This is a genomic window from Pseudomonas sp. MF6776 (assembly GCF_016613125.1).
GTDB classification, from domain to species: Bacteria; Pseudomonadota; Gammaproteobacteria; order Pseudomonadales; family Pseudomonadaceae; genus Aquipseudomonas; species Aquipseudomonas iridis.
Genome location: NZ_JAENSQ010000042.1, coordinates 15,798 through 32,992, shown reverse-complemented (window position 1 = coordinate 32,992; position 17,195 = coordinate 15,798). Strand labels below are relative to the sequence as shown.

Annotated in this window: 16 protein-coding genes; 4 read left to right on the top strand and 12 right to left on the bottom strand. The window is 61.0% G+C overall.

Annotated features, from left to right (window positions below):
• Positions 1-132 precede the first annotated feature (132 nt).
• Entirely contained in the window at positions 133-1,164 is a 1,032-nt protein-coding gene (locus tag JJD74_RS27805; RefSeq protein ID WP_073454648.1) for a methyl-accepting chemotaxis protein, read from the top strand.
• A 349-nt stretch (positions 1,165-1,513) separates the two neighbouring features.
• On the opposite strand, the gene JJD74_RS27800 is transcribed toward JJD74_RS27805, so the two are convergent.
• The 8 genes from JJD74_RS27800 to JJD74_RS27765 form a co-directional block, all read right to left on the bottom strand.
• Positions 1,514-2,308: an ABC transporter permease gene (locus JJD74_RS27800; protein WP_003465028.1), complete on the bottom strand. Its 795-nt coding sequence runs from the start codon at positions 2,306-2,308 to the stop codon at positions 1,514-1,516.
• The gene (locus JJD74_RS27795) at positions 2,309-3,238 is read right to left on the bottom strand and encodes an ABC transporter permease (protein WP_003465031.1); all 930 of its coding nucleotides are present in this window, start codon (positions 3,236-3,238) and stop codon (positions 2,309-2,311) included. It lies immediately after the preceding gene.
• Between the two features lie 325 nt (positions 3,239-3,563).
• Complete coding sequence (locus tag JJD74_RS27790) at positions 3,564-4,616, bottom strand: ABC transporter substrate-binding protein (RefSeq protein ID WP_003465034.1); 1,053 nt, start codon at positions 4,614-4,616, stop codon at positions 3,564-3,566.
• A 280-nt stretch (positions 4,617-4,896) separates the two neighbouring features.
• Entirely contained in the window at positions 4,897-5,121 is a 225-nt protein-coding gene (locus tag JJD74_RS27785; protein ID WP_003465037.1) for a DUF2798 domain-containing protein, read from the bottom strand.
• A 54-nt stretch (positions 5,122-5,175) separates the two neighbouring features.
• Entirely contained in the window at positions 5,176-5,877 is a 702-nt protein-coding gene (locus JJD74_RS27780) for a cysteine hydrolase family protein (RefSeq protein ID WP_003465039.1), read from the bottom strand.
• Positions 5,878-5,967: 90 nt separating this feature from the next.
• Entirely contained in the window at positions 5,968-6,558 is a 591-nt protein-coding gene (locus JJD74_RS27775; RefSeq protein WP_003465041.1) for a TetR/AcrR family transcriptional regulator, read from the bottom strand.
• Positions 6,559-6,639: 81 nt separating this feature from the next.
• Positions 6,640-7,317: a GntR family transcriptional regulator gene (locus tag JJD74_RS27770; protein WP_016487046.1), complete on the bottom strand. Its 678-nt coding sequence runs from the start codon at positions 7,315-7,317 to the stop codon at positions 6,640-6,642.
• Between the two features lie 69 nt (positions 7,318-7,386).
• Positions 7,387-8,121 (bottom strand): SDR family NAD(P)-dependent oxidoreductase, encoded by a 735-nt coding sequence (locus JJD74_RS27765; RefSeq protein ID WP_016487047.1) that lies wholly within the window; start codon positions 8,119-8,121, stop codon positions 7,387-7,389.
• Positions 8,122-8,349: 228 nt separating this feature from the next.
• Between JJD74_RS27765 and JJD74_RS27760 the strand changes: the two genes are divergently transcribed.
• From JJD74_RS27760 to JJD74_RS27750, 3 genes are read left to right on the top strand one after another with little or no spacing between them, the layout of a single operon-like run.
• Entirely contained in the window at positions 8,350-9,381 is a 1,032-nt protein-coding gene (locus JJD74_RS27760) for an ABC transporter substrate-binding protein (protein ID WP_016487048.1), read from the top strand.
• Between the two features lie 53 nt (positions 9,382-9,434).
• A complete protein-coding gene (locus tag JJD74_RS27755) occupies positions 9,435-10,502 on the top strand; it encodes a phosphotransferase (protein ID WP_016487049.1) in 1,068 nt (355 codons plus the stop codon).
• Entirely contained in the window at positions 10,499-11,821 is a 1,323-nt protein-coding gene (locus JJD74_RS27750; RefSeq protein ID WP_016487050.1) for an aspartate aminotransferase family protein, read from the top strand. Before JJD74_RS27755 ends, JJD74_RS27750 begins: the two co-directional genes overlap by 4 nt.
• A gap of 4 nt (positions 11,822-11,825) precedes the next feature.
• Here JJD74_RS27750 and JJD74_RS27745 read toward each other — a convergent pair whose 3' ends face one another.
• From JJD74_RS27745 to JJD74_RS27730, 4 genes are read right to left on the bottom strand one after another with little or no spacing between them, the layout of a single operon-like run.
• Positions 11,826-12,581, bottom strand: coding sequence for an ABC transporter ATP-binding protein (locus JJD74_RS27745; protein WP_016487051.1), 756 nt, complete (start codon positions 12,579-12,581; stop codon positions 11,826-11,828).
• On the bottom strand, positions 12,575-13,633 hold the full coding sequence (locus JJD74_RS27740) for a FecCD family ABC transporter permease (RefSeq protein ID WP_016487052.1): 1,059 nt from the start codon (positions 13,631-13,633) through the stop codon (positions 12,575-12,577). Before JJD74_RS27740 ends, JJD74_RS27745 begins: the two co-directional genes overlap by 7 nt.
• Positions 13,630-14,799, bottom strand: a complete 1,170-nt coding sequence (locus tag JJD74_RS27735; RefSeq protein ID WP_016487053.1) for an ABC transporter substrate-binding protein — start codon at positions 14,797-14,799, stop codon at positions 13,630-13,632. Before JJD74_RS27735 ends, JJD74_RS27740 begins: the two co-directional genes overlap by 4 nt.
• 20 nt (positions 14,800-14,819) lie before the next feature.
• The gene (locus JJD74_RS27730) at positions 14,820-17,195 is read right to left on the bottom strand and encodes a TonB-dependent receptor (protein WP_016487054.1); all 2,376 of its coding nucleotides are present in this window, start codon (positions 17,193-17,195) and stop codon (positions 14,820-14,822) included.

The window sequence follows — 17,195 nt, the reverse complement described above, 5'->3', positions numbered from 1 at the left end:
AAGCGCTTCGACTTCAAGTGTCCGATCGAGGTTATGGACGAGGTGATGCAGGAAGCTATGGCTATGCGGCATGATGCTCCAGCTTCAATTCAATAACCGTGTTGCACTCAGCTCCTGTAACCGCCCACTTTAATGTCAGGAAGCTTAAGCTCTGTTAGTGTTTTGGCTATTCTCTCTCCTCTTGGAAGACTGGTTGAAAGAGCCAGGAATATTTCCAATAACCCATTAAGTCAATCCCTCTACACTGGGCGCACCGATGAGTTTGGCCAAATAGAGTTTGCTTTACGAATGATGCAAGCTGAAACAGGCGCCATAGTAGGTCGCATAGGTGATGCATCAAATCGGCTTAGCGAACACACCCGAGGCCTACTAAAGGATATTGAGTCAAGCAATGTACTTACAGTTGAGCAGCAGGCAGAGACAGATCAAATAGCAACGGCAGTAAACCAAATGGCGGCAAGCATTCAAGAGGTTGCGAGCAATGCACAGCATGCTGCAGATGCGGCCGGAAGAGCAGACACTGAGACGGCATCTGGCCAGCGTCTGGTAGCCCACACAAGCCAGTCAATCACTGCCCTTGAAGGTGAAATTAGGCAAGCCGCTCAGGTTATTCATGAGCTTGAAGGTCAAAGTAACGAGATATCAAAAGTTCTTGACGTTATACGAGGGATCGCCGAGCAAACGAATTTGTTGGCACTCAACGCAGCAATTGAGGCCGCGCGTGCTGGTGAGCAGGGGCGTGGTTTTGCTGTTGTCGCCGATGAGGTTCGCAGTCTTGCTGCTCGCACACAGCAATCGACAACGGATATTCAAAGCATGATCAGCGCTCTACAAGAGCGAGCGCAATCCGCTGTTACAGTCATGGAGCAAAGTAGTCGGCAAGCGCACACGAGTGTAGCTCACGCAGAGGAAGCAGCTACAGCTCTTGATGGAATTGGCCAACGCGTTAACGAAATTACCGACATGAACGCGCAAATAGCGACTGCGGTCGAGCAGCAGGGAGCAGTAAGTGAAGACATAAACCGCAGTATTATCAATATACGCGATGCTGCTGATACCAATGTACAGACCGGGCAGAATAATTTGCAAAGTGCGAAATCTGTCGCTCAGTTAACTAGCGCTCTGAGCGAACTGGCAAAACAGTTTTGGGAAAAACGAGGATAACGCTTTTCAGTATCTCGACAGGGATAACTTACTTTACCATCGGTTATCCCTTTTAGCCGCACAAATTTTAGCCATGGCTTTTCAGGAAGTCAGGGCTATCAGAATGGCCTTAGAAAGCCTAGTCAAAGAGCTGTCACGAGAACACCGTTAGCTTAGCGTACGATTTTTTCCGAATTCTGCGGTTCCCCCGAGATGGGCCTGGACACGGGTGATAGATGCTGAATTAAGCCGTGTGACGGCAGGCTGTGCTGGGCTGCACGTCGGCATGGGCGTGCGTGGTCAGGACGCAAAAACACACTTGCCCGCAATGGCGGGCAAGTGTGTTTGCAGAGGGGGAGTGCGTTGTTGGTTATTGTTTGTTGCGACCGGCAATCACCACCAGGATCAGCGACGCCAGGATCAGGATCGAACTGATAGCGGCAATGGTCGGATCGATCTCGTCGCGCAGCGCCGTGAACATGCGCTTGGTCAGAGTCTGGTTGTCGCCGCCGGAGATGAACAGCGCCACCACAGTTTCATCCAGCGAGGTGATGAAGGCGAACAGTGTCGCCGAGACCACACTGGGCTTGATCTGCGGCAGGGTCACGGCCATGAAGGCGCGAAAGCGGTTCATGCCCAGGCTGCGCGCCACCATTTCCTGGGACATGTCGAAGTTACGCAGACCGGCCAGCAGCGCGATGATCACGTAGGGCAAGGCGAGCATGATGTGCGCCAGCACCAGGCCGGTCAGCGTGCTGATCAGGCCGACCCGGGCGTAAACGAAGAACACGCCGGCGGCGATCAGGATGATGGGCACCATCATCGGCAGCAGCAGGATGATCTGCAGCGTACGCACCACCTTCAGGCTGGAGTTGTTGATGGCGTAGGCGGCCGCCATACCAATCGGCAGGCTGATGGCCATGGTGAAAAATGCCGTGATCAGACTGACCCGCGCCGCCGACATCCACTCCACGCTGTTGAAGAACGCCTCGTACCAGTGGAAGGACCATTGCTTGGGAGGGAATTGCAGGAAGCGCGCCTCGGAGAACGACATGGGTACCACGATCAGCACCGGGATGATCAGGTACAGCAGGATCGCCGCGACCAGCACCGTGAACAGCACGTGGGACAGGCGAAGGTGACGCAGGTTGGCAAGCAGGTTCATTTAGCGCGCTCCCAGGATGCGTTCGATGGGGATGAAGCGATTGATGCCCCAGAAGATCAGGAACACCACAAACAGCAGCACCAGGCCGACTGCGCTGGCTGCGCCCCAGGCGTGATAGAGCTCGACGTTGCGTTGCACCAGCATCGACACCAGGATCGTGCGGCCACCGCCGAGCAGTTCCGGGGTGATGAAGAAGCCTAGGCAGATGACGAACACCAGGATGGAACCGGCCATGACCCCCGGCGCTGCCATCGGCAGGAAGACCCGGCGGAAGGTGTAGAAGGGTTTGGCGCCAAGGCTCTCGGACGCTTGCATGAGGTCCTGGGGGATTTTTTTCATCACCGAATACAGCGGCAGGACCATAAAGGGCAGCATGACGTGCAGGGTGCCGATTACCGTGCCAGTGGTGTTGTGCATCAGCGTCAGGGGTTGGTCGATGATGCCAAGGTCCATCAGCGTCTGATTGACCAGTCCGCGGCGTTGCAGGAGCACCAGCCAGGCATAGGCCCGCACCAGCACGCTGGTCCAGAACGGCAGGATCACGCAGATCAGAATCAGGTTGGCCCAGAAACCCTGCAGGCGCGAAGCGGCGTAGGCAATGGGGAAGCCCATGACGATCGACAGGATCGTCACCAGGAAACTGATCTTGAAGGTCAGGGCGAAGGTGTCCCAGTAAATGCTTTCCTGGAAAATCCGGATGTAGTTGGCCAGGGAAAACCCTTCCTCGGTCTGGACCGACTGAAAGGCCAGCCAGCACAGCGGCATGATCAACAGCACCACGACCATGACCAGCGCCGGGGTGAGCAGCAACAGCATGGAGGTGTGCTCCTTGCGTTCTTCACGGGCCAGGGCGTCTTCGCTGGTCATGGGCGGCTGGTGCTGCTGGTCGCTGGAGTCGGGCATGGATTTGGCGAGATAGGCGTTGGACATGATGACCTCTCGTCACTGCGCAGTGCTGGAGGGTATCCAGCACTGACGGGTAGCGCTGGCGGTGGCAGTCGTCCTGGCGGACAGCAGGGTGCGGTGCTCGGGTAATGTCATGTGAAGAACTCCCAATGGTGGGCAGGTACTTGAGGCGAGCGCGAGTTGTCTGCACAGGTCACTCTGCGGGACCCTCAGGCCTAATGTACCGGGATGCCAACGAATGAAGTGGACGCAATTGACCGGTGCGCAAGCGCTTTATGTCGAAATCGCGGGGGCAGACGGCATGTCCTGCGCCGAGGCCTCTGGCCTGCGGCGCAGCAACGGCCGATGGCTATTTTTTCTGGACGAAGGACAACCAGCGTTCTTCGGCCTTGACCCCGGCTTCGGAGGCCCACCATTGCGCCGAGAGCAGGGCCTGGCGCGAGATGTTGCCGGGTGCGGAAGGCAGCTTGGCCTCGCGCTCGGCCGGGATTACCCCGGTCTTGAAGGCTTCGGGGTTGAGCGGGCCGTAGTCGATGATCATCGGCAACGCCGCTTGCAGTTTGGCATCGATGGCCTCGTTGACGAATTTCATGGCGGCCACCTTGTGCGGCGAGCCTTTGAGGACGCACAACGAGTTGGTTTCCAGCACACCCTGGTTGTAGTCGAATGCCACGGGTGCGCCGGCGGCCTGTACGGCGGTGATACGGCCGTTCCAGGCCTGGATCATGTCCACTTCGCCGTCGCTGATCAGCTGCGCCGACTGCCCGCCGGACGTCCACCAGGTGGCGATGTCGGGCTTGATCTGCTCAAGCTTGCGGAAGGCGCGATCGACGTCCAGCGGATAGAGCTTGTCCATCGGCACGCCATCGGCCAGCAGCGCGATTTCCAGGGTTGGACGTGGCAGGTTACGTAGGGAGCGCTGGCCCGGGTATTTTTTGGTGTCCCAGAAGTCGGCCCAGGTCTTGGGTACGTCCGCGCCTTTGAACGCGTCCGTGCGATACGCCAGCACCGTGGAGTAGCTGATGTAGCCGACGCTGTATTCGTCCTTGAGGCTGTCGGGTATTTGCGCGGCATTGGGAATCAGCGCAAGGTCGAGCTTCTCGAACAGCCCTTCGGCTTCGCCACGGATGCAGTCGCCAGTGGGCAGGTCCACCACGTCCCAGGTGACCTTGCCGCTCTCGACCTGGGTCTTGATGATCGGGTAGGCCTTGGGCGAGCTGTCCTGTTTGAGCGTCAGACCGAGCTTTTTCGCCGCAGGCTCCAGGATCGCCTTGCTCTGGGCTTCCTGATAAGCACCGCCCTGGGATACGAACGTGATGTCCTCGGCCATGGCCTGGGTGGCGCTACCGATGAACAGGGCCAGACTCGCGAGTTGGAAAGCTGTAGTGCGCAATGTGCTCATGGAAAGACTCCGAATGGTTGGCAGATTTTCTTGGGCGAGCTGTAGGTTTTGTTGTCGGTCGCTCTGCGGGACCATGGAGGTCTAATGTACCGGCTTGTCCGTGAACGAAGCGGCTACAAATGCGCGGATGAAAAGTGGTTTATTGCGAAAATGCGAACGGGCACAGTATTTCGTGCGTCGGGTGCGGGCTTGCGCGCCTGTCGCGAGCAGCCCCGAAGCCCCCGGTAGGAGCGAGCATGCTCGCGATGGCGGTGTGTTGGGTGAGTCATAGCCAAGTCATTCAGCCCACCGTCATCCGCCTCACCACGCGCCGAATCATCGGCGCCGCCAGCACCACCACCGGCAACATCGATACCCACGACAGCGCCCACGCGTTCAACCAGCGGCCGGCAAAGGCCAGGTCGAGCGCATGGGGTGTGGTGGCGATGGCGGCCGCGACCGCGCAGGTCAGGCCGGATTGAACGACGCCGAAAACGAAATGCTCATAACGGGCGGGGATTTTCATCGGGGGTTCTCGAGAAAGAGCGGGGGGGCGCGATGCCCGGCCGCTCGGGCACGATCAAGCCGGTTGCAGTTGCGCGATAGTCTCTTCGGTGGTCCACAGCCCGTGGGCGAGGAAGCGGTAATTGATGATGGCCGCCAGGTAGCCGTCGCCATCCGGCAGGCGCGGGCCGGCGGTGGCGTCGCGTACCACGACTATTTCAAAGCCCTGTTCGAGCAGTTCGCGCAGGTGTGATTCCACGCAAAGGTTGGCCGCCATGCCGGCGAGGATGATCTGCGACACGCCTTTCTTGCGCAATTGCAGCGCCAGGTCGTTGGTTTCCGGGCCGTAGACCTTGTGCGGCGAGGCGATGATGGTCTCGCCGTCGAGAATGTACGGCTTGTAGATCTCGAGGAAATCGGCGCCGGAGCCTTCGAAGTTTTCCAGGGTGTTCGGTCCCTTGCGATCGAACATGCAGATGCTGTGCATGACCTTTTCCAGCGGACCGCCAAAATGCCAGTCGTGGTCGTGCGGGTAGTAATAGTGTGGCGACACGGCCACGGGCAGGTCGTGAGCCTTGAAGGCCTTGAACAGTTTTTCCAGGTTTTCGACGGTGTTGTTCTCGACGATGCTCTCACCGAACACCGCCCAACTGGCGCCGGCAGGGCTGAGGAAGTCGTTCTGTGGGTCGATGACCACCAGGGCGGCTTTGCTCAGGTCGAGCTTGAAACCAGTGGCAGGCAGTGCGGGTTCGGCGGGGTCGGCGTACAGATGGCTCATGACGATTTACCTCTTGGGTGCTTGCGTGGATGAGACGTGAATGTTGCTTTATATAAATGACCAGTCGTCTTATTAATGAGGAAAAAAAACTCACTCCAATAGCCGAGGCAAGACCATCGATACGAAACGCTGCAGAGGTGCACCGTCGCGCAGGACCTTGCCGCGCATGACCGCACCTTCCCAGCCTTCGACGATGACACTGGCCAGCGCTTCGGCGTCGTGAGTTTCAGAGAGTTCGCGGCGCTGCTGCGCTTCACGCAGGCAGCTCGCGAGCAAACCTTCCCAGCGCGCCAGCACATCGGCCAGACGCTTGCGGGTTTGTTCGCTGCCATTGGACATTTCCAGGGACAGGTTGCCAATCAGGCAACCCAGGCTGTATTCATGCTCGCCGTGCTCGAGCACCAGGGCCTGGAAGAACTGGCCGATGCGCTCCAGCGGCTTGACCCGGGCGTCGTAGAAGATCGGCCCGTGGCGGGTTTCGATCGAGGTCCAGTATTCCTCGAGGATCTCTGCCGCGAAGTCTTCCTTGCTGGCGAAGTAGTTGTAGAAAGAGCCCTTGGGAATCTCGGCAGCGGCGGTGATGTCCTGGACGCCGCAGCCGTTGAAGCCACGGTTGTGAACCACCTGGCGGCCAATCGACAGCAAACGGGATCTGACTTCGAGGTTGACCGGGCGAGCCATTACAGAGACATCCAGTGATGAGAAAGTTTTAATAAACTAACTGGTCATCTATGTTTCGTCAACAGTCGAATTGACTGCCAATCAGTCCGCCTGCGCCATCTCGATGTACTCGAGCATCTTCTCGTTGCCATCGAGAATGTCACGGCAGATGGCCGCCCGTGCCGCCGCGCCATCGCGGCGCTTGAGTGCGTCGAGCACTTCCCAGTGATGGTCGATGGCCATGCGCTCGTTGAAGTTGCCATAGGCACGGGCGATCAGTGGGCCGGTGCGCATCCACAGGCTATCGAGCAAACCCGCCAGCACCGGCATGCGCGCGATGGTGGTCAGCGCGTAGTGAAATTGCTGATTGCACTTGAGAGCGGCTTGCAAGTCCTGGGCGTTGATCGCGGCGATGTTGTTTTCGATGCAGGCTTGCAGGTCTGCGAGTTCGCTGTCGGTCACCAGCGCGGCGGCCGTCTCCGCAGCCAGGCCTTCAAGCGCCAGGCGGATGCTGCGGATCTCGCCGTATTGCGCGGCGGTGAGGATGGGTACGCGGATGTCACGCGGGGTCTTGAGGATCAGCGCCTGTTCCTTGGCCAGTTGCAGGATCGCGTCGCGCACCGGTGTGACGCTGGTGCCCAGTTGTTCGGCCAGGTCGCGGATGCGCAGGCGGTCATCGGGCTGGAAACGCCCGGTGATCAGTGCCTCGCGCAGCAACTCGTAGATGCCACTGCCCAGGTAAGAGTGATTGAGGGTTTGAATAGGGTAGGGGTTGCTCATTGATCGCTCATCTGCGGCGGATGCCCGGCCCGAATGATGGAAGTTTCCGGCCGGGATTTCCAGATTATTTCAGACGTGCTGACCACCGTTGACATGAATCTCCGAACCGTTGATGTACGACGCGCCTCGGGTGCAGAGGAAATGCACCAGGGATGCGACTTCTTCCGGCTTGCCCAAGCGGTGCATGGGGATCTGCTGATCGACGATCAGTTCGGTCCCGGCAGACAGGATCGACGTCTCGATCTCACCCGGTGCAATCGCATTGACCCGCACACCGTGTGGCCCGAAATCATGGGCCATTTCCCGCGTCAGTGCGGCCAGTGCAGCTTTCGAGCAGGCGTAGGCGACCCCGGCAAACGGGTGCACCCTGGAACCTGCAATCGAGGTGACGTTGATCACCGAGCCTTGCGCCGCCTTGAGCTCATCGAACAGCCCTTGGGCCAGTAACGCCGTGGAAAACAGGTTGACGTTGAACACGCTGAGCCAGGTGGCGTAATCGGATTCCAGCACGCCCAATCGTGCGCCGGCTTCGCCTTTGGGTGAAATGCCGGCGTTGTTCACCAGGGCATCGAGGCGTCCGCCGAGTTTCTCCCGGATCAATGGCAGGCTGCGGCGCACTTCGTCGATGTCTTCCAGGTCCAGGTGGATGTGGTTCAACTCGCCTTCAGCCCAGGGGCAGCCTTCGGTCCAGTTCTGTCGCGAGGCCGTAAACACGCGCCAGCCCGCAGCGTTGAAGTGCTTCACCGTGGCATGGCCGATGCCACGGCTCGCACCGGTGAGGAGGAGGGTTCGTTGCTCGGTCATGCAGGCGCTCCTGAGGAAGGGGTGGAGTGGTGAGACTATACCAGTAAAAATTATGATGCATCATATTCTAAATATGTTACTAATGAGCTGCGCCTCGGAATCATCGCCGTGCGCCGGCCACTAGGTGCAAGACACCCGGCGCTGACCGAAATATTGCTGCCAAAAACAAAAAAACCACCTGCCATCCCTTAGCTGCCGCTCACGCACGTAGCGAATTCGGAGAGACGCATGAACAGCAAAATCGCAACTGTACTGATGCTTGGAATGCTTGCCGGCCCTTTGAGCGCCGCTGAAAAACTGACCGTGGTGTCCTTCGGCGGCAACAACCGCCAGGCCCAGGAAAAAGCCTTCTACAAACCCTTCACCTCGGAAAAGAAAGTGGCGATCACGGCCGATGACTACAACGGCGAAATGGCCAAGATCCGGGTCATGGCCGACACCGGGAAAACCAGCTGGGACGTGGTCGAGGTCGAATCCCCCGAGCTGTTGCGCGGTTGTAGCGAAGGCCTGTTCGAGCCATTGGACTGGTCGCGCATCGGCAAGAAAGAAGATTTCATCCCGGCCGCCGTCAGCGATTGCGGGGTGGGTATCTTCATCTGGTCTACCGTTCTGACATACGACCCGAAAAAACTCGCCAGCGCGCCACAGGGCTGGGCGGATTTCTGGGACGTGAAGAAATACCCCGGCAAGCGCGGCCTGCGCCGTGGCGCCAAGTTCACCCTGGAGTTCGCCCTGTTGGCCGATGGCGTGGCCAAGGAAGATGTCTACACCTTGCTCGGCACCGAGGAGGGCGTGCAGCGGGCCTTCCGCAAACTGGATCAGATCAAGCCCGACATCCAGTGGTGGGAATCCGGCGCGCAGCCGTTGCAATGGCTGGCGGCAGGCGACGTGGTGATGACTTCGGCCTATAACGGGCGTGTCACCTCGGCGCAGGCGGAGGGACAATCGTTTGAAATGCAGTGGAATGGCAGCCTGTACGACCTGGATCACTGGGCCATCGTCAAAGGCTCGCCGAAGAAGGCCCTGGCGGAAAACTTCATCGCGTTTGCCAGTGCACCGGTTCAGCAGAAGCACTTTGTCGAGGCCATTCCTTATGGGCCAAGCAACACCAAAACCGTGGCACTGGTCGATGAGGCGGTGGGCAGCAAACTGCCGACTTCACCGGATAACCTGAAGAACGCCCGGGCCACGGATGCCGAGTTCTGGATCGACCACGGCGAAGACCTGGAAGAGCGTTTCATCGCTTGGGCCAACAAGTAATGCAAGGGGCCTGCGCGAGCAGGCCACATCACCGAAGCGAGGAGTCATGAACAATGCCGCTTGAGAAAGTATCGGCGCAACCCTGTCTGCTGGAGGCGGCCCCTGCCCGTGTCAGTGACGGGCAGGTCCTTGGGGTCCTTGCGCAGCACTACGCGATCAGCGGAAAACTCGAGCAACTGGGCGGCGAGCGCGACCTCAATTTCCGGGTCATGCTCGCGGACGGTACGTCGCGTCTGTTCAAGTTGTCGCATCCATTGGAAAACCCGCAGGTCGTGGACTTCCATAACCAGGCCATGCTCCAGATCGAGCGTAACGATCCGGCGTTGCCGGTGCAGCGTGTCTTTGCATCACTCGGCGGGCGATTCGTGGAGCCGGTCGAAATCGAAGGCCAGCGCATGTTGGTCCGTCTCCTGTCCTTCGTTGACGGCTTGCCGCTGCACCGCGTCGCCCACACATCGGTGAATTTCAGGCAGAACCTGGGCCAAGCGCTCGCCCGGTTCGACCTGGCCCTGGACGGCTTCAGCCATCCCGCTGCCGGGCACGTCCTGCTGTGGGACATGCAACACGCCCAGCGCCTCAGGCCCCGGCTGAAACACATCGAGCCGGGCGTTCGTCGCGACCGGATCGAACACAGCCTGGACCGCTTCGAATCCCAGGTACTGGGCAAGTGCGCCACGCTGCGCCACCAGGTGATCCATAACGACATGAACCCGCACAACATCATCGTCGATCCGGATCAGCCCGATGTGTTGCGCAACATCCTGGATTTTGGCGACATGGTCCACGCGCCGTTGGTCAACGAGGTCGCGGTCGCGGCATCGTACCAATTGGGGGTGGCGGGCGACGTCCTGGCCCCGGCGCTGGACATGATCCGCGCCTATCACCAGGTCAATCCCCTCACCGGCGAAGAATTGCAACTGCTGCCGGTGCTGATCTCCACACGCCTGGCGTTGTCGTTGTGCATCAATTATTGGCGGGCCGACCTGCACCCGGACAATCGCGAGTACATCCTGCGCAACTCATACCGCGCCCAGGATGCCCTGGCGGGATTGTCCGCAATGGCACCCGCCGAGATCCACGACAGAATCCTTGCCGCTTGCACCCAGGAGGTTGGCGCATGAGCATGATCAACGGTTTCACTTCTGAAGATGCCGATCGCCTGTCAGACAAGGAAAAACGCCTTGTCGAACGCCGGGCACGGTTGCTCGGCCCGGCCTATCGACTGTTCTACGAACACCCCTTGCACACGGTGCGCGGCGAGGGCGTGTGGCTGTACGACGAACAAGGCCGGCGGTATCTGGATGCCTACAATAACGTGGCGTCGGTGGGGCATTGTCATCCCCGGGTGGTCGAGGCGATCAGCCGGCAGGCCGGGCAACTCAACACCCACACTCGCTACTTGCAGGAGGGCATGCTCGATTACGCCGAGCAACTGCTGGGCACCTTTCCCGAGTACCTCGAGCGGGTCATGTTTACGTGCACCGGCAGCGAGGCCAACGATCTGGCGTTGCGCATCGCCAAACAGTTTACCGGCGGCACCGGCGTGATCATCACCCGCTTCGCGTATCATGGCGTCACGGGTGATATCGCCGAGCTTTCTCCGTCGCTCGGCCCGAGCATGGTTCTGCCACCCCACGTGCGCACCGTTCGCGCCCCCGATGCTTATCGGCTGGGTGCGGATCAAGTGGCCTCGACCTTCGTGGCTGACGTCCGTGCGGCCATCGATGACCTGCGCAAACACGGCATTCGTCCGGCGGCGATCCTGCTCGACGGCATTTTCGCCAGCGATGGCGTCTTTGCGGGCCCAACCGGCTGCATCGCCGAAGGGATCGCATTGGCCCAGGCCGAAGGCCTGTTGTACATCGCCGATGAAGTCCAGTCCGGCTTCGCCCGCACTGGCCTGAACATGTGGGGTTTCCAGCGGCACGACGTGCGCCCCGACCTCCTGACCCTGGGCAAGCCGATGGGCAACGGCCACCCCATCGCCGGCCTGGTCGGTCGAGCGCAAGTGGTCGATCACTTTGGCCAGAACATGCGCTACTTCAACACCTTTGGCGGCAACCCGGTGTCCTGCGCAGCGGGGCAGGCCGTGCTGGACGTCATCCGTGACGAACAGTTGCAGCAGCGCTCGCACACCCTGGGTGAATGTCTGTTGACGGGGTTGCGGGAGCTGGCCGAGCGTTACCCGATCATCGGCGATGTGCGCGGTGCCGGGATGTTCCTGGGGGTCGAGCTGGTGACCGATCGCGCCACAAAAGCGCCTGCCGCCACGCAGACCCGTCAGGTGGTCAACGCGATGCGCGAGCAGGGCGTATTGATCAGTGCTGCCGGGCCGCTGGAAAACGTGCTGAAGATTCGCCCGCTGCTGGCCTTCGAACAGGAGCATGCGCACTTGCTACTGGAAGCGGTCGGCACGGCGCTGGAAGGGCTGCAGCCGTAGCGGTTCAGACGATATCGTCGATCAGGATATGGTGCTGCCCACGGCTGCAGCGTTCGATGCGCGCCTCGACCTTGTACACCGCGCGCAGCATCTGCTCGTTGATCACTTCATGGCTCGGGCCGCTGCCCTGAGCGGTGCCATCGGCGATGACCAGCACCTGATCGGCGAAGCGCAAGGCCTGGTTCAGGTCATGGATGGCGATGAACACGATGACTTCGCGCTTTCGCGCCAGGTCGCGCATGAAGTTCAGCACCTGGACCTGGCGGTGCATGTCGAGGGCGCTGGTGGGCTCGTCCATCAGCAGGATCTGCGGTTCGCGCACCAGCGTCTGGGCGATTGAGACCAGTTGTTGCTGGCCGCCGCTGAGTTCACCCAGGTTGCGGAATGACAGCGGCGTAATGCCCAGGGCGTCGAGGATCTCATCGACCAGTTTCAGTTCGTCATCGTGGACCACCCAACCCGGTGTCAGTTGCTTGCGCGCCAGCAGCACCGATTCGTACACGGTCAAACGGGCGCTGGCGTTGAGGCCCTGGGGCATGTAGCTGATGCCTTTCATGCCTTTTTCCGCGCCTTGCAGCTTTACCTCGCCGGGCCCGTCGATCAGCCCTGCCATGCGTTTGAACAGGGTCGATTTACCTGCGGCATTGGGCCCGACCACGGCGACCACCTGGCCGCCGACAAACTCGGTGGTGGTCACACCGCTGATGATCGTGCGCTGGCCATAGCTGGCGCCGAGGTCTTGCAGCTGGATCGTTACCATGAGTTTTTCTTTGCGCCGAGAATCAGAGAGATAAAGAACGGTACGCCGATCAGGGACGTGACCACGCCGATGGGGAAAATCGCGCCGGGGATCAGGGTTTTGCTGACCACCGAACTCGCCGACAGGATCAGTGCGCCGGTGAGCAACGAGGCCGGCAGGAAGAAACGTTGGTCTTCGCCAATCAGCATCCGCGCGATGTGCGGGCCGACCAGCCCGATAAAGCCGATGGTGCCGACGAAGGCCACGGGAAACGCAGCGAGCAGGCTGACCATGATCAGCGTCTGGAAACGCAGGCTGCGCACGTTGATACCGAAGCTGGCCGCCTTGTCATCCCCCAGCCGCAGGGCGGTGAGCGCCCAGGTGCGCCTGGCGAAAATCGGCAGGGTGATCAGGATCACCACACAGATCACGCCCAGCTTGGGCCAGGTCGCCTTGGTCAGGCTGCCCATGGTCCAGAACACGACGGCGGCCACGGCTTGCTCGGTGGCAAAAAACTGCACGAGTGCGAGCAACGCGTTGAACGTGAACACCAGGGCAATGCCGAGCAGCACGATGGTTTCGGCGGTGACGCCACGGCGCAGGCTCAAGAAGTGGATCAGCAGGGCGCAGAGCATGGCCATGATGAACGCGTTGGCCGGCACCATGTACTGCGCTGCCAGCGGAAACAGCGCCACACCGAACGCCAGCCCCATGGCGGCGCCGAAACTGGCTGCCGCGGAAATGCCCAGGGTGAACGGGCTGGCCAACGGGTTGTTGAGGATGGTCTGCATCTGCGCCCCGGCCAGCGATAACGCCGCGCCCACGGCGACCGCCATCAGTGCCACGGGCAGGCGAATATCCCACATCACCACCCGCACCTGCGGCGCGGCGCTGTCCGGTGAAAGCAGCGCACCGAGCACTTCGCCCAGGCTGTAGCTGGCCGGGCCCAGGGCCAGGTCAAGCAACACACTGCCCAACAACAGCAGCGTCAGGGCGCCGAGGATCAGGCGTTTGCGCACCACCAGGCGGCGGTAGGTGTCGCGCTGGACCATCGTATCGTTGATCGCATTCATGGCTTGATCTCGGGTTCGCCCAGGCTGACGAAATAGCCAGGCTCGTAGGGCACCGGCAGGAAGCGCTCATGCAACTCGCGAAACGCGGCTTGCGGATCGAGGTCTGCAAACAGCGTCGGATGAAACCATTTGGCCAGTTGCTGGATGGCCACGAACTGATAGGGGCTGTTGTAGAACTGGTGCCAGATGGCGTGGAAGGCCTGGCTGTCCTGCGCCTTGATTCCGGCATAGGCCGGGCGACCGGTGTACCAGGCCAGTTTGCGTCGGGCCTCGGCCATGTCCGCGCCCGGACCCACACCCACCCAATGCCCGCCCGGGGCGAAGGCTTCCCAGTTGGCGCTGGTCACGACAATCTGGTCAGGGTTGGCGACGATCACCTGCTCGGCGTTCAACTGGCCGAAGGTCGTGGGGATGATGTCCCTGGCGATGTTGTCGCCGCCGGCCATTTCGACGAAGCGGCCAAAGTTCTCGTTGCCAAAGCTCAGGCAGCAATCGTCGGTGTAGCCGCCGATGCGCTCGATGAACACCTTGGGGCGCGCAGGTTGGTGCGCGGCAATCACGTCGGTGACCCGGCGAATCTGCTGGTTGCGGAACGCGATGAACGCTTCGGCGCGTTGCTCCTTGCCGAACAATTGGCCGAACAGGCGCATGGTCGGCTCGGTGTTCTGCATCGGGTAGTTGCGAAAGTCGACGTACACCACGGGAATGCCCAGGGCGTCGAGCTTCTCGATGTAGCGCGCATCTTCGGTCGCGTGCTGGGCCTCGATATTGAGGACAATCACATCGGGGCGCTGCGAGATCGCTTGCTCGATGTCGAAGGTGCCGTCTTCAAACCCGCCGAAGGTGGGGATGTCGGCAATGCCCGGAAACTTGCGCAGGTAGGCGTTGTAGGTGTCGGGATCGGACTGGATGAGGTCCTTGCGCCAGCCGACGATACGCTCGATGGGGTTTTGCGTGTCCAGCGCCGCCACCAGGTACAACTGGCGGCCTTCGCCGAGAATCACCCGTTTGACTGGCAGGTTTACCTTGACCTTGCGCCCGAGCAAATCGGTCACGGTGCTGCGTGTGTCAACCGCTTCGTTGGCCAATGACGCCAGTGAAACCCCCAGCAATCCAGCAAACAGCAGCGCGGCCAGGGCGTGGCTGCGTCGAACAATGGTGAGCATGATCAAGGCCTTTGCATGTGTCAGAAATCGACCGTGGCCGACAGGAGCAGGGTGCGTGGTGAACCCTGGGAAAATGCGCCGTAGGAGGCGACTCCCGACCAATATTCACGGTCGAAAACGTTTTGCACCGTGGCGCGAAAGGTCGTGGGTCGCTGAGCGATACGCGTGGCGTATCGAGCGCCGACATCGATGCGCGTCCACGGGGCCAGTTCCTGGGTGTTGGCCTGGTTGACGTATTGGCTGGCGGTGTAGATCGCGCCGCTGGTGAGTGTCAGCCCTTCGGCCCAGGGCGTGTCCCACTCGGCCCAGAGGTTGGCTTGCACGTCGGGCACGCCCACCGGTTTGTTACCACGGTTGGCCGCCACGCTGGTCCTGGTCAGTTGTCCGTCCAACAGCGTCACGCCACCGAGCAGGCGCGTGCCTTGGGCAATTTCGCCCGACATGTTCAGCTCCACGCCGCGATTGCGCTGTTCACCCTGGACGGCGAACACCCCGGAAGACAATTCGCCGCTGGGCTTCTTGATCTGGAACAGGGCCAGGCTCGACATGAAGCTGCCGTAATCGAGCTTGACCCCGACCTCCTGCTGGCGCGACACGTAGGGGGCAAAGATTTCGCCGGCGTTCGAAGCGGTGCTGGGGGCGACGTCCCCCTTGCTCAGGCCTTCGATGTAGTTGTAGTAGAACGACACGTGATCCCAGGGCCGCAGCACGGCCCCGAACAACGGCGTGGTCTTGCCATCGTCATAGGCTGAAGTGACTGCACCGGCGGCGTTGTAGTTGTGGGACTGGATGTTCTGCTTGCGCAGGCCCAGGGTCACTTGCACGCGCTGGTCGAGTATCGACAGGGTGTCGGCCAGGGCGATGCCGGACAACTCGGTCGCCGACACTTTGGGCGTGGCCGGCTCGGCAATCGCGGGTTTGGGGCGATGGACCGGGTGGTAAATGTTCGACAGCACCGCAGGCCCGGACAAAATGCCCCGGGATAATTCATCGCGATAACGCGTCACTTGCAGGGCGGTGCTGTGGCTCACGGGACCGGTGTCGAATCGCAGGCGCGCACCGGCGTCGACCGTGTAGCGCCGGACTTCGAACTTGTAATAACCGGGGATCGACGAGGTGTCGCCTGCGGCGTTGATGATCGTGGGCGTCTGGTCGGACATGCGTGCGACCTTCGACTGGCCACCGCCTGCATGGGCGAACACCGTCAGTTGGTCGTTGAGGTCGTATTCACCGCTGAGCAGGGCCGACTTGTCGCGGGTGCTGGACCAGCCCCAGTCCTGGCTGACGCTGGTCCGGCCGTTGGCGGCAGAAGGGATTTGCACGCCCGACGCGATCAGGAACGGTCGGGACGCGGCGTCAAACCGTTCTTCCTGGCTCACCAGGTCCAGGCTGGTGCGCAGGCGATCTCCTTGATAATCCAGGGACAGCGCGCCGACGCCGACCTCGCGGTCCTGATCGTCGATCACCGTGTCACCTTGCTGCACGCTACCGTTGAGGCGCATACCGAATCGGCGCTCCTCGCCAAAGCGTCGACTGAGGTCCAGGTGACCGCCCAGTTGGGCGTCCTGGGCGTAACTGGCGGTGAATCGGGTCAGGTCTTCATCGAGAGAACGCTTGGGCACCACGTTGATCACGCCGCCCACGGCACTGTTGGGCGACATGCCGTAGAGCAGCGCGCCGGGCCCCTTGACCACTTCGATGCGTTCGGCGTATTCGGTGAACACCCGGTAGTTGGAGGCCACGCCATAGACGCCGTCGAAGGCCAGTTCGCCCAGGTTGCCTTCACCGACGGGAAATCCCCGGATGAAGAACGAGTCGACGATGCCACCGGTCTGGCCGGTGGAGCGCACCGATGAGTCGCGCTCCAGCACATCACCCACGGTCTTTGCCTGTTGATCCTTGATCAGCGCGGCGGTGTAGGTGCTGACGCTGAATGGCGCATCCATCACGGCGGTGTTGCCGAGCATGCCCAGACGGCTGCCAGTCGCCACCTGGCCGCCCGGATACACCGGTGGCAGGCTGTCACTGCGTGTGTCGATGCCGTCGATGGTGGTTTCCTCGAGGGTGACCCGACGTTGCACCAGTGTGTAACTGCCGTCGCTGCGCAGGACCATGTCCAGGCCACTGCCGGCGAGCAAGCGGGTCACGGCTTCGCGGGTCGAGCAAGATCCGGTTAGCCCCGGGCTGATCAAGCCCTCGGTCAGTGAAGGTTCGAACGACAGGGCGATGCCGGCATCCACGGCGAAGCTCGACAGCGTTGCGCCCAGAGGTCCGGGGGCGATGTTGTAGGCATGGACCACGACCGAATCCAGTTGCACCGGCGCGGCTGCCATCGCCAACGGGCAGGCAGCGCTGATCAGGGTCAGGCTCAGCAGCGCGCGGCAAATGACAGGCAT

What these genes read in the sequence shown, in the direction of transcription:
- JJD74_RS27805 (WP_073454648.1), top strand. Translation starts at nt 133, where the DNA reads ATGTCAGGAAGCTTAAGCTCTGTTAGTGTTTTGGCTATTCTCTCTCCT.
- JJD74_RS27800 (WP_003465028.1), bottom strand. Translation starts at nt 2,308, where the DNA reads ATGAACCTGCTTGCCAACCTGCGTCACCTTCGCCTGTCCCACGTGCTG.
- JJD74_RS27795 (WP_003465031.1), bottom strand. Translation starts at nt 3,238, where the DNA reads ATGTCCAACGCCTATCTCGCCAAATCCATGCCCGACTCCAGCGACCAG.
- JJD74_RS27790 (WP_003465034.1), bottom strand. Translation starts at nt 4,616, where the DNA reads ATGAGCACATTGCGCACTACAGCTTTCCAACTCGCGAGTCTGGCCCTG.
- JJD74_RS27785 (WP_003465037.1), bottom strand. Translation starts at nt 5,121, where the DNA reads ATGAAAATCCCCGCCCGTTATGAGCATTTCGTTTTCGGCGTCGTTCAA.
- JJD74_RS27780 (WP_003465039.1), bottom strand. Translation starts at nt 5,877, where the DNA reads ATGAGCCATCTGTACGCCGACCCCGCCGAACCCGCACTGCCTGCCACT.
- JJD74_RS27775 (WP_003465041.1), bottom strand. Translation starts at nt 6,558, where the DNA reads ATGGCTCGCCCGGTCAACCTCGAAGTCAGATCCCGTTTGCTGTCGATT.
- JJD74_RS27770 (WP_016487046.1), bottom strand. Translation starts at nt 7,317, where the DNA reads ATGAGCAACCCCTACCCTATTCAAACCCTCAATCACTCTTACCTGGGC.
- JJD74_RS27765 (WP_016487047.1), bottom strand. Translation starts at nt 8,121, where the DNA reads ATGACCGAGCAACGAACCCTCCTCCTCACCGGTGCGAGCCGTGGCATC.
- JJD74_RS27760 (WP_016487048.1), top strand. Translation starts at nt 8,350, where the DNA reads ATGAACAGCAAAATCGCAACTGTACTGATGCTTGGAATGCTTGCCGGC.
- JJD74_RS27755 (WP_016487049.1), top strand. Translation starts at nt 9,435, where the DNA reads ATGCCGCTTGAGAAAGTATCGGCGCAACCCTGTCTGCTGGAGGCGGCC.
- JJD74_RS27750 (WP_016487050.1), top strand. Translation starts at nt 10,499, where the DNA reads ATGAGCATGATCAACGGTTTCACTTCTGAAGATGCCGATCGCCTGTCA.
- JJD74_RS27745 (WP_016487051.1), bottom strand. Translation starts at nt 12,581, where the DNA reads ATGGTAACGATCCAGCTGCAAGACCTCGGCGCCAGCTATGGCCAGCGC.
- JJD74_RS27740 (WP_016487052.1), bottom strand. Translation starts at nt 13,633, where the DNA reads ATGAATGCGATCAACGATACGATGGTCCAGCGCGACACCTACCGCCGC.
- JJD74_RS27735 (WP_016487053.1), bottom strand. Translation starts at nt 14,799, where the DNA reads ATGCTCACCATTGTTCGACGCAGCCACGCCCTGGCCGCGCTGCTGTTT.
- JJD74_RS27730 (WP_016487054.1), bottom strand. Translation starts at nt 17,195, where the DNA reads ATGCCTGTCATTTGCCGCGCGCTGCTGAGCCTGACCCTGATCAGCGCT.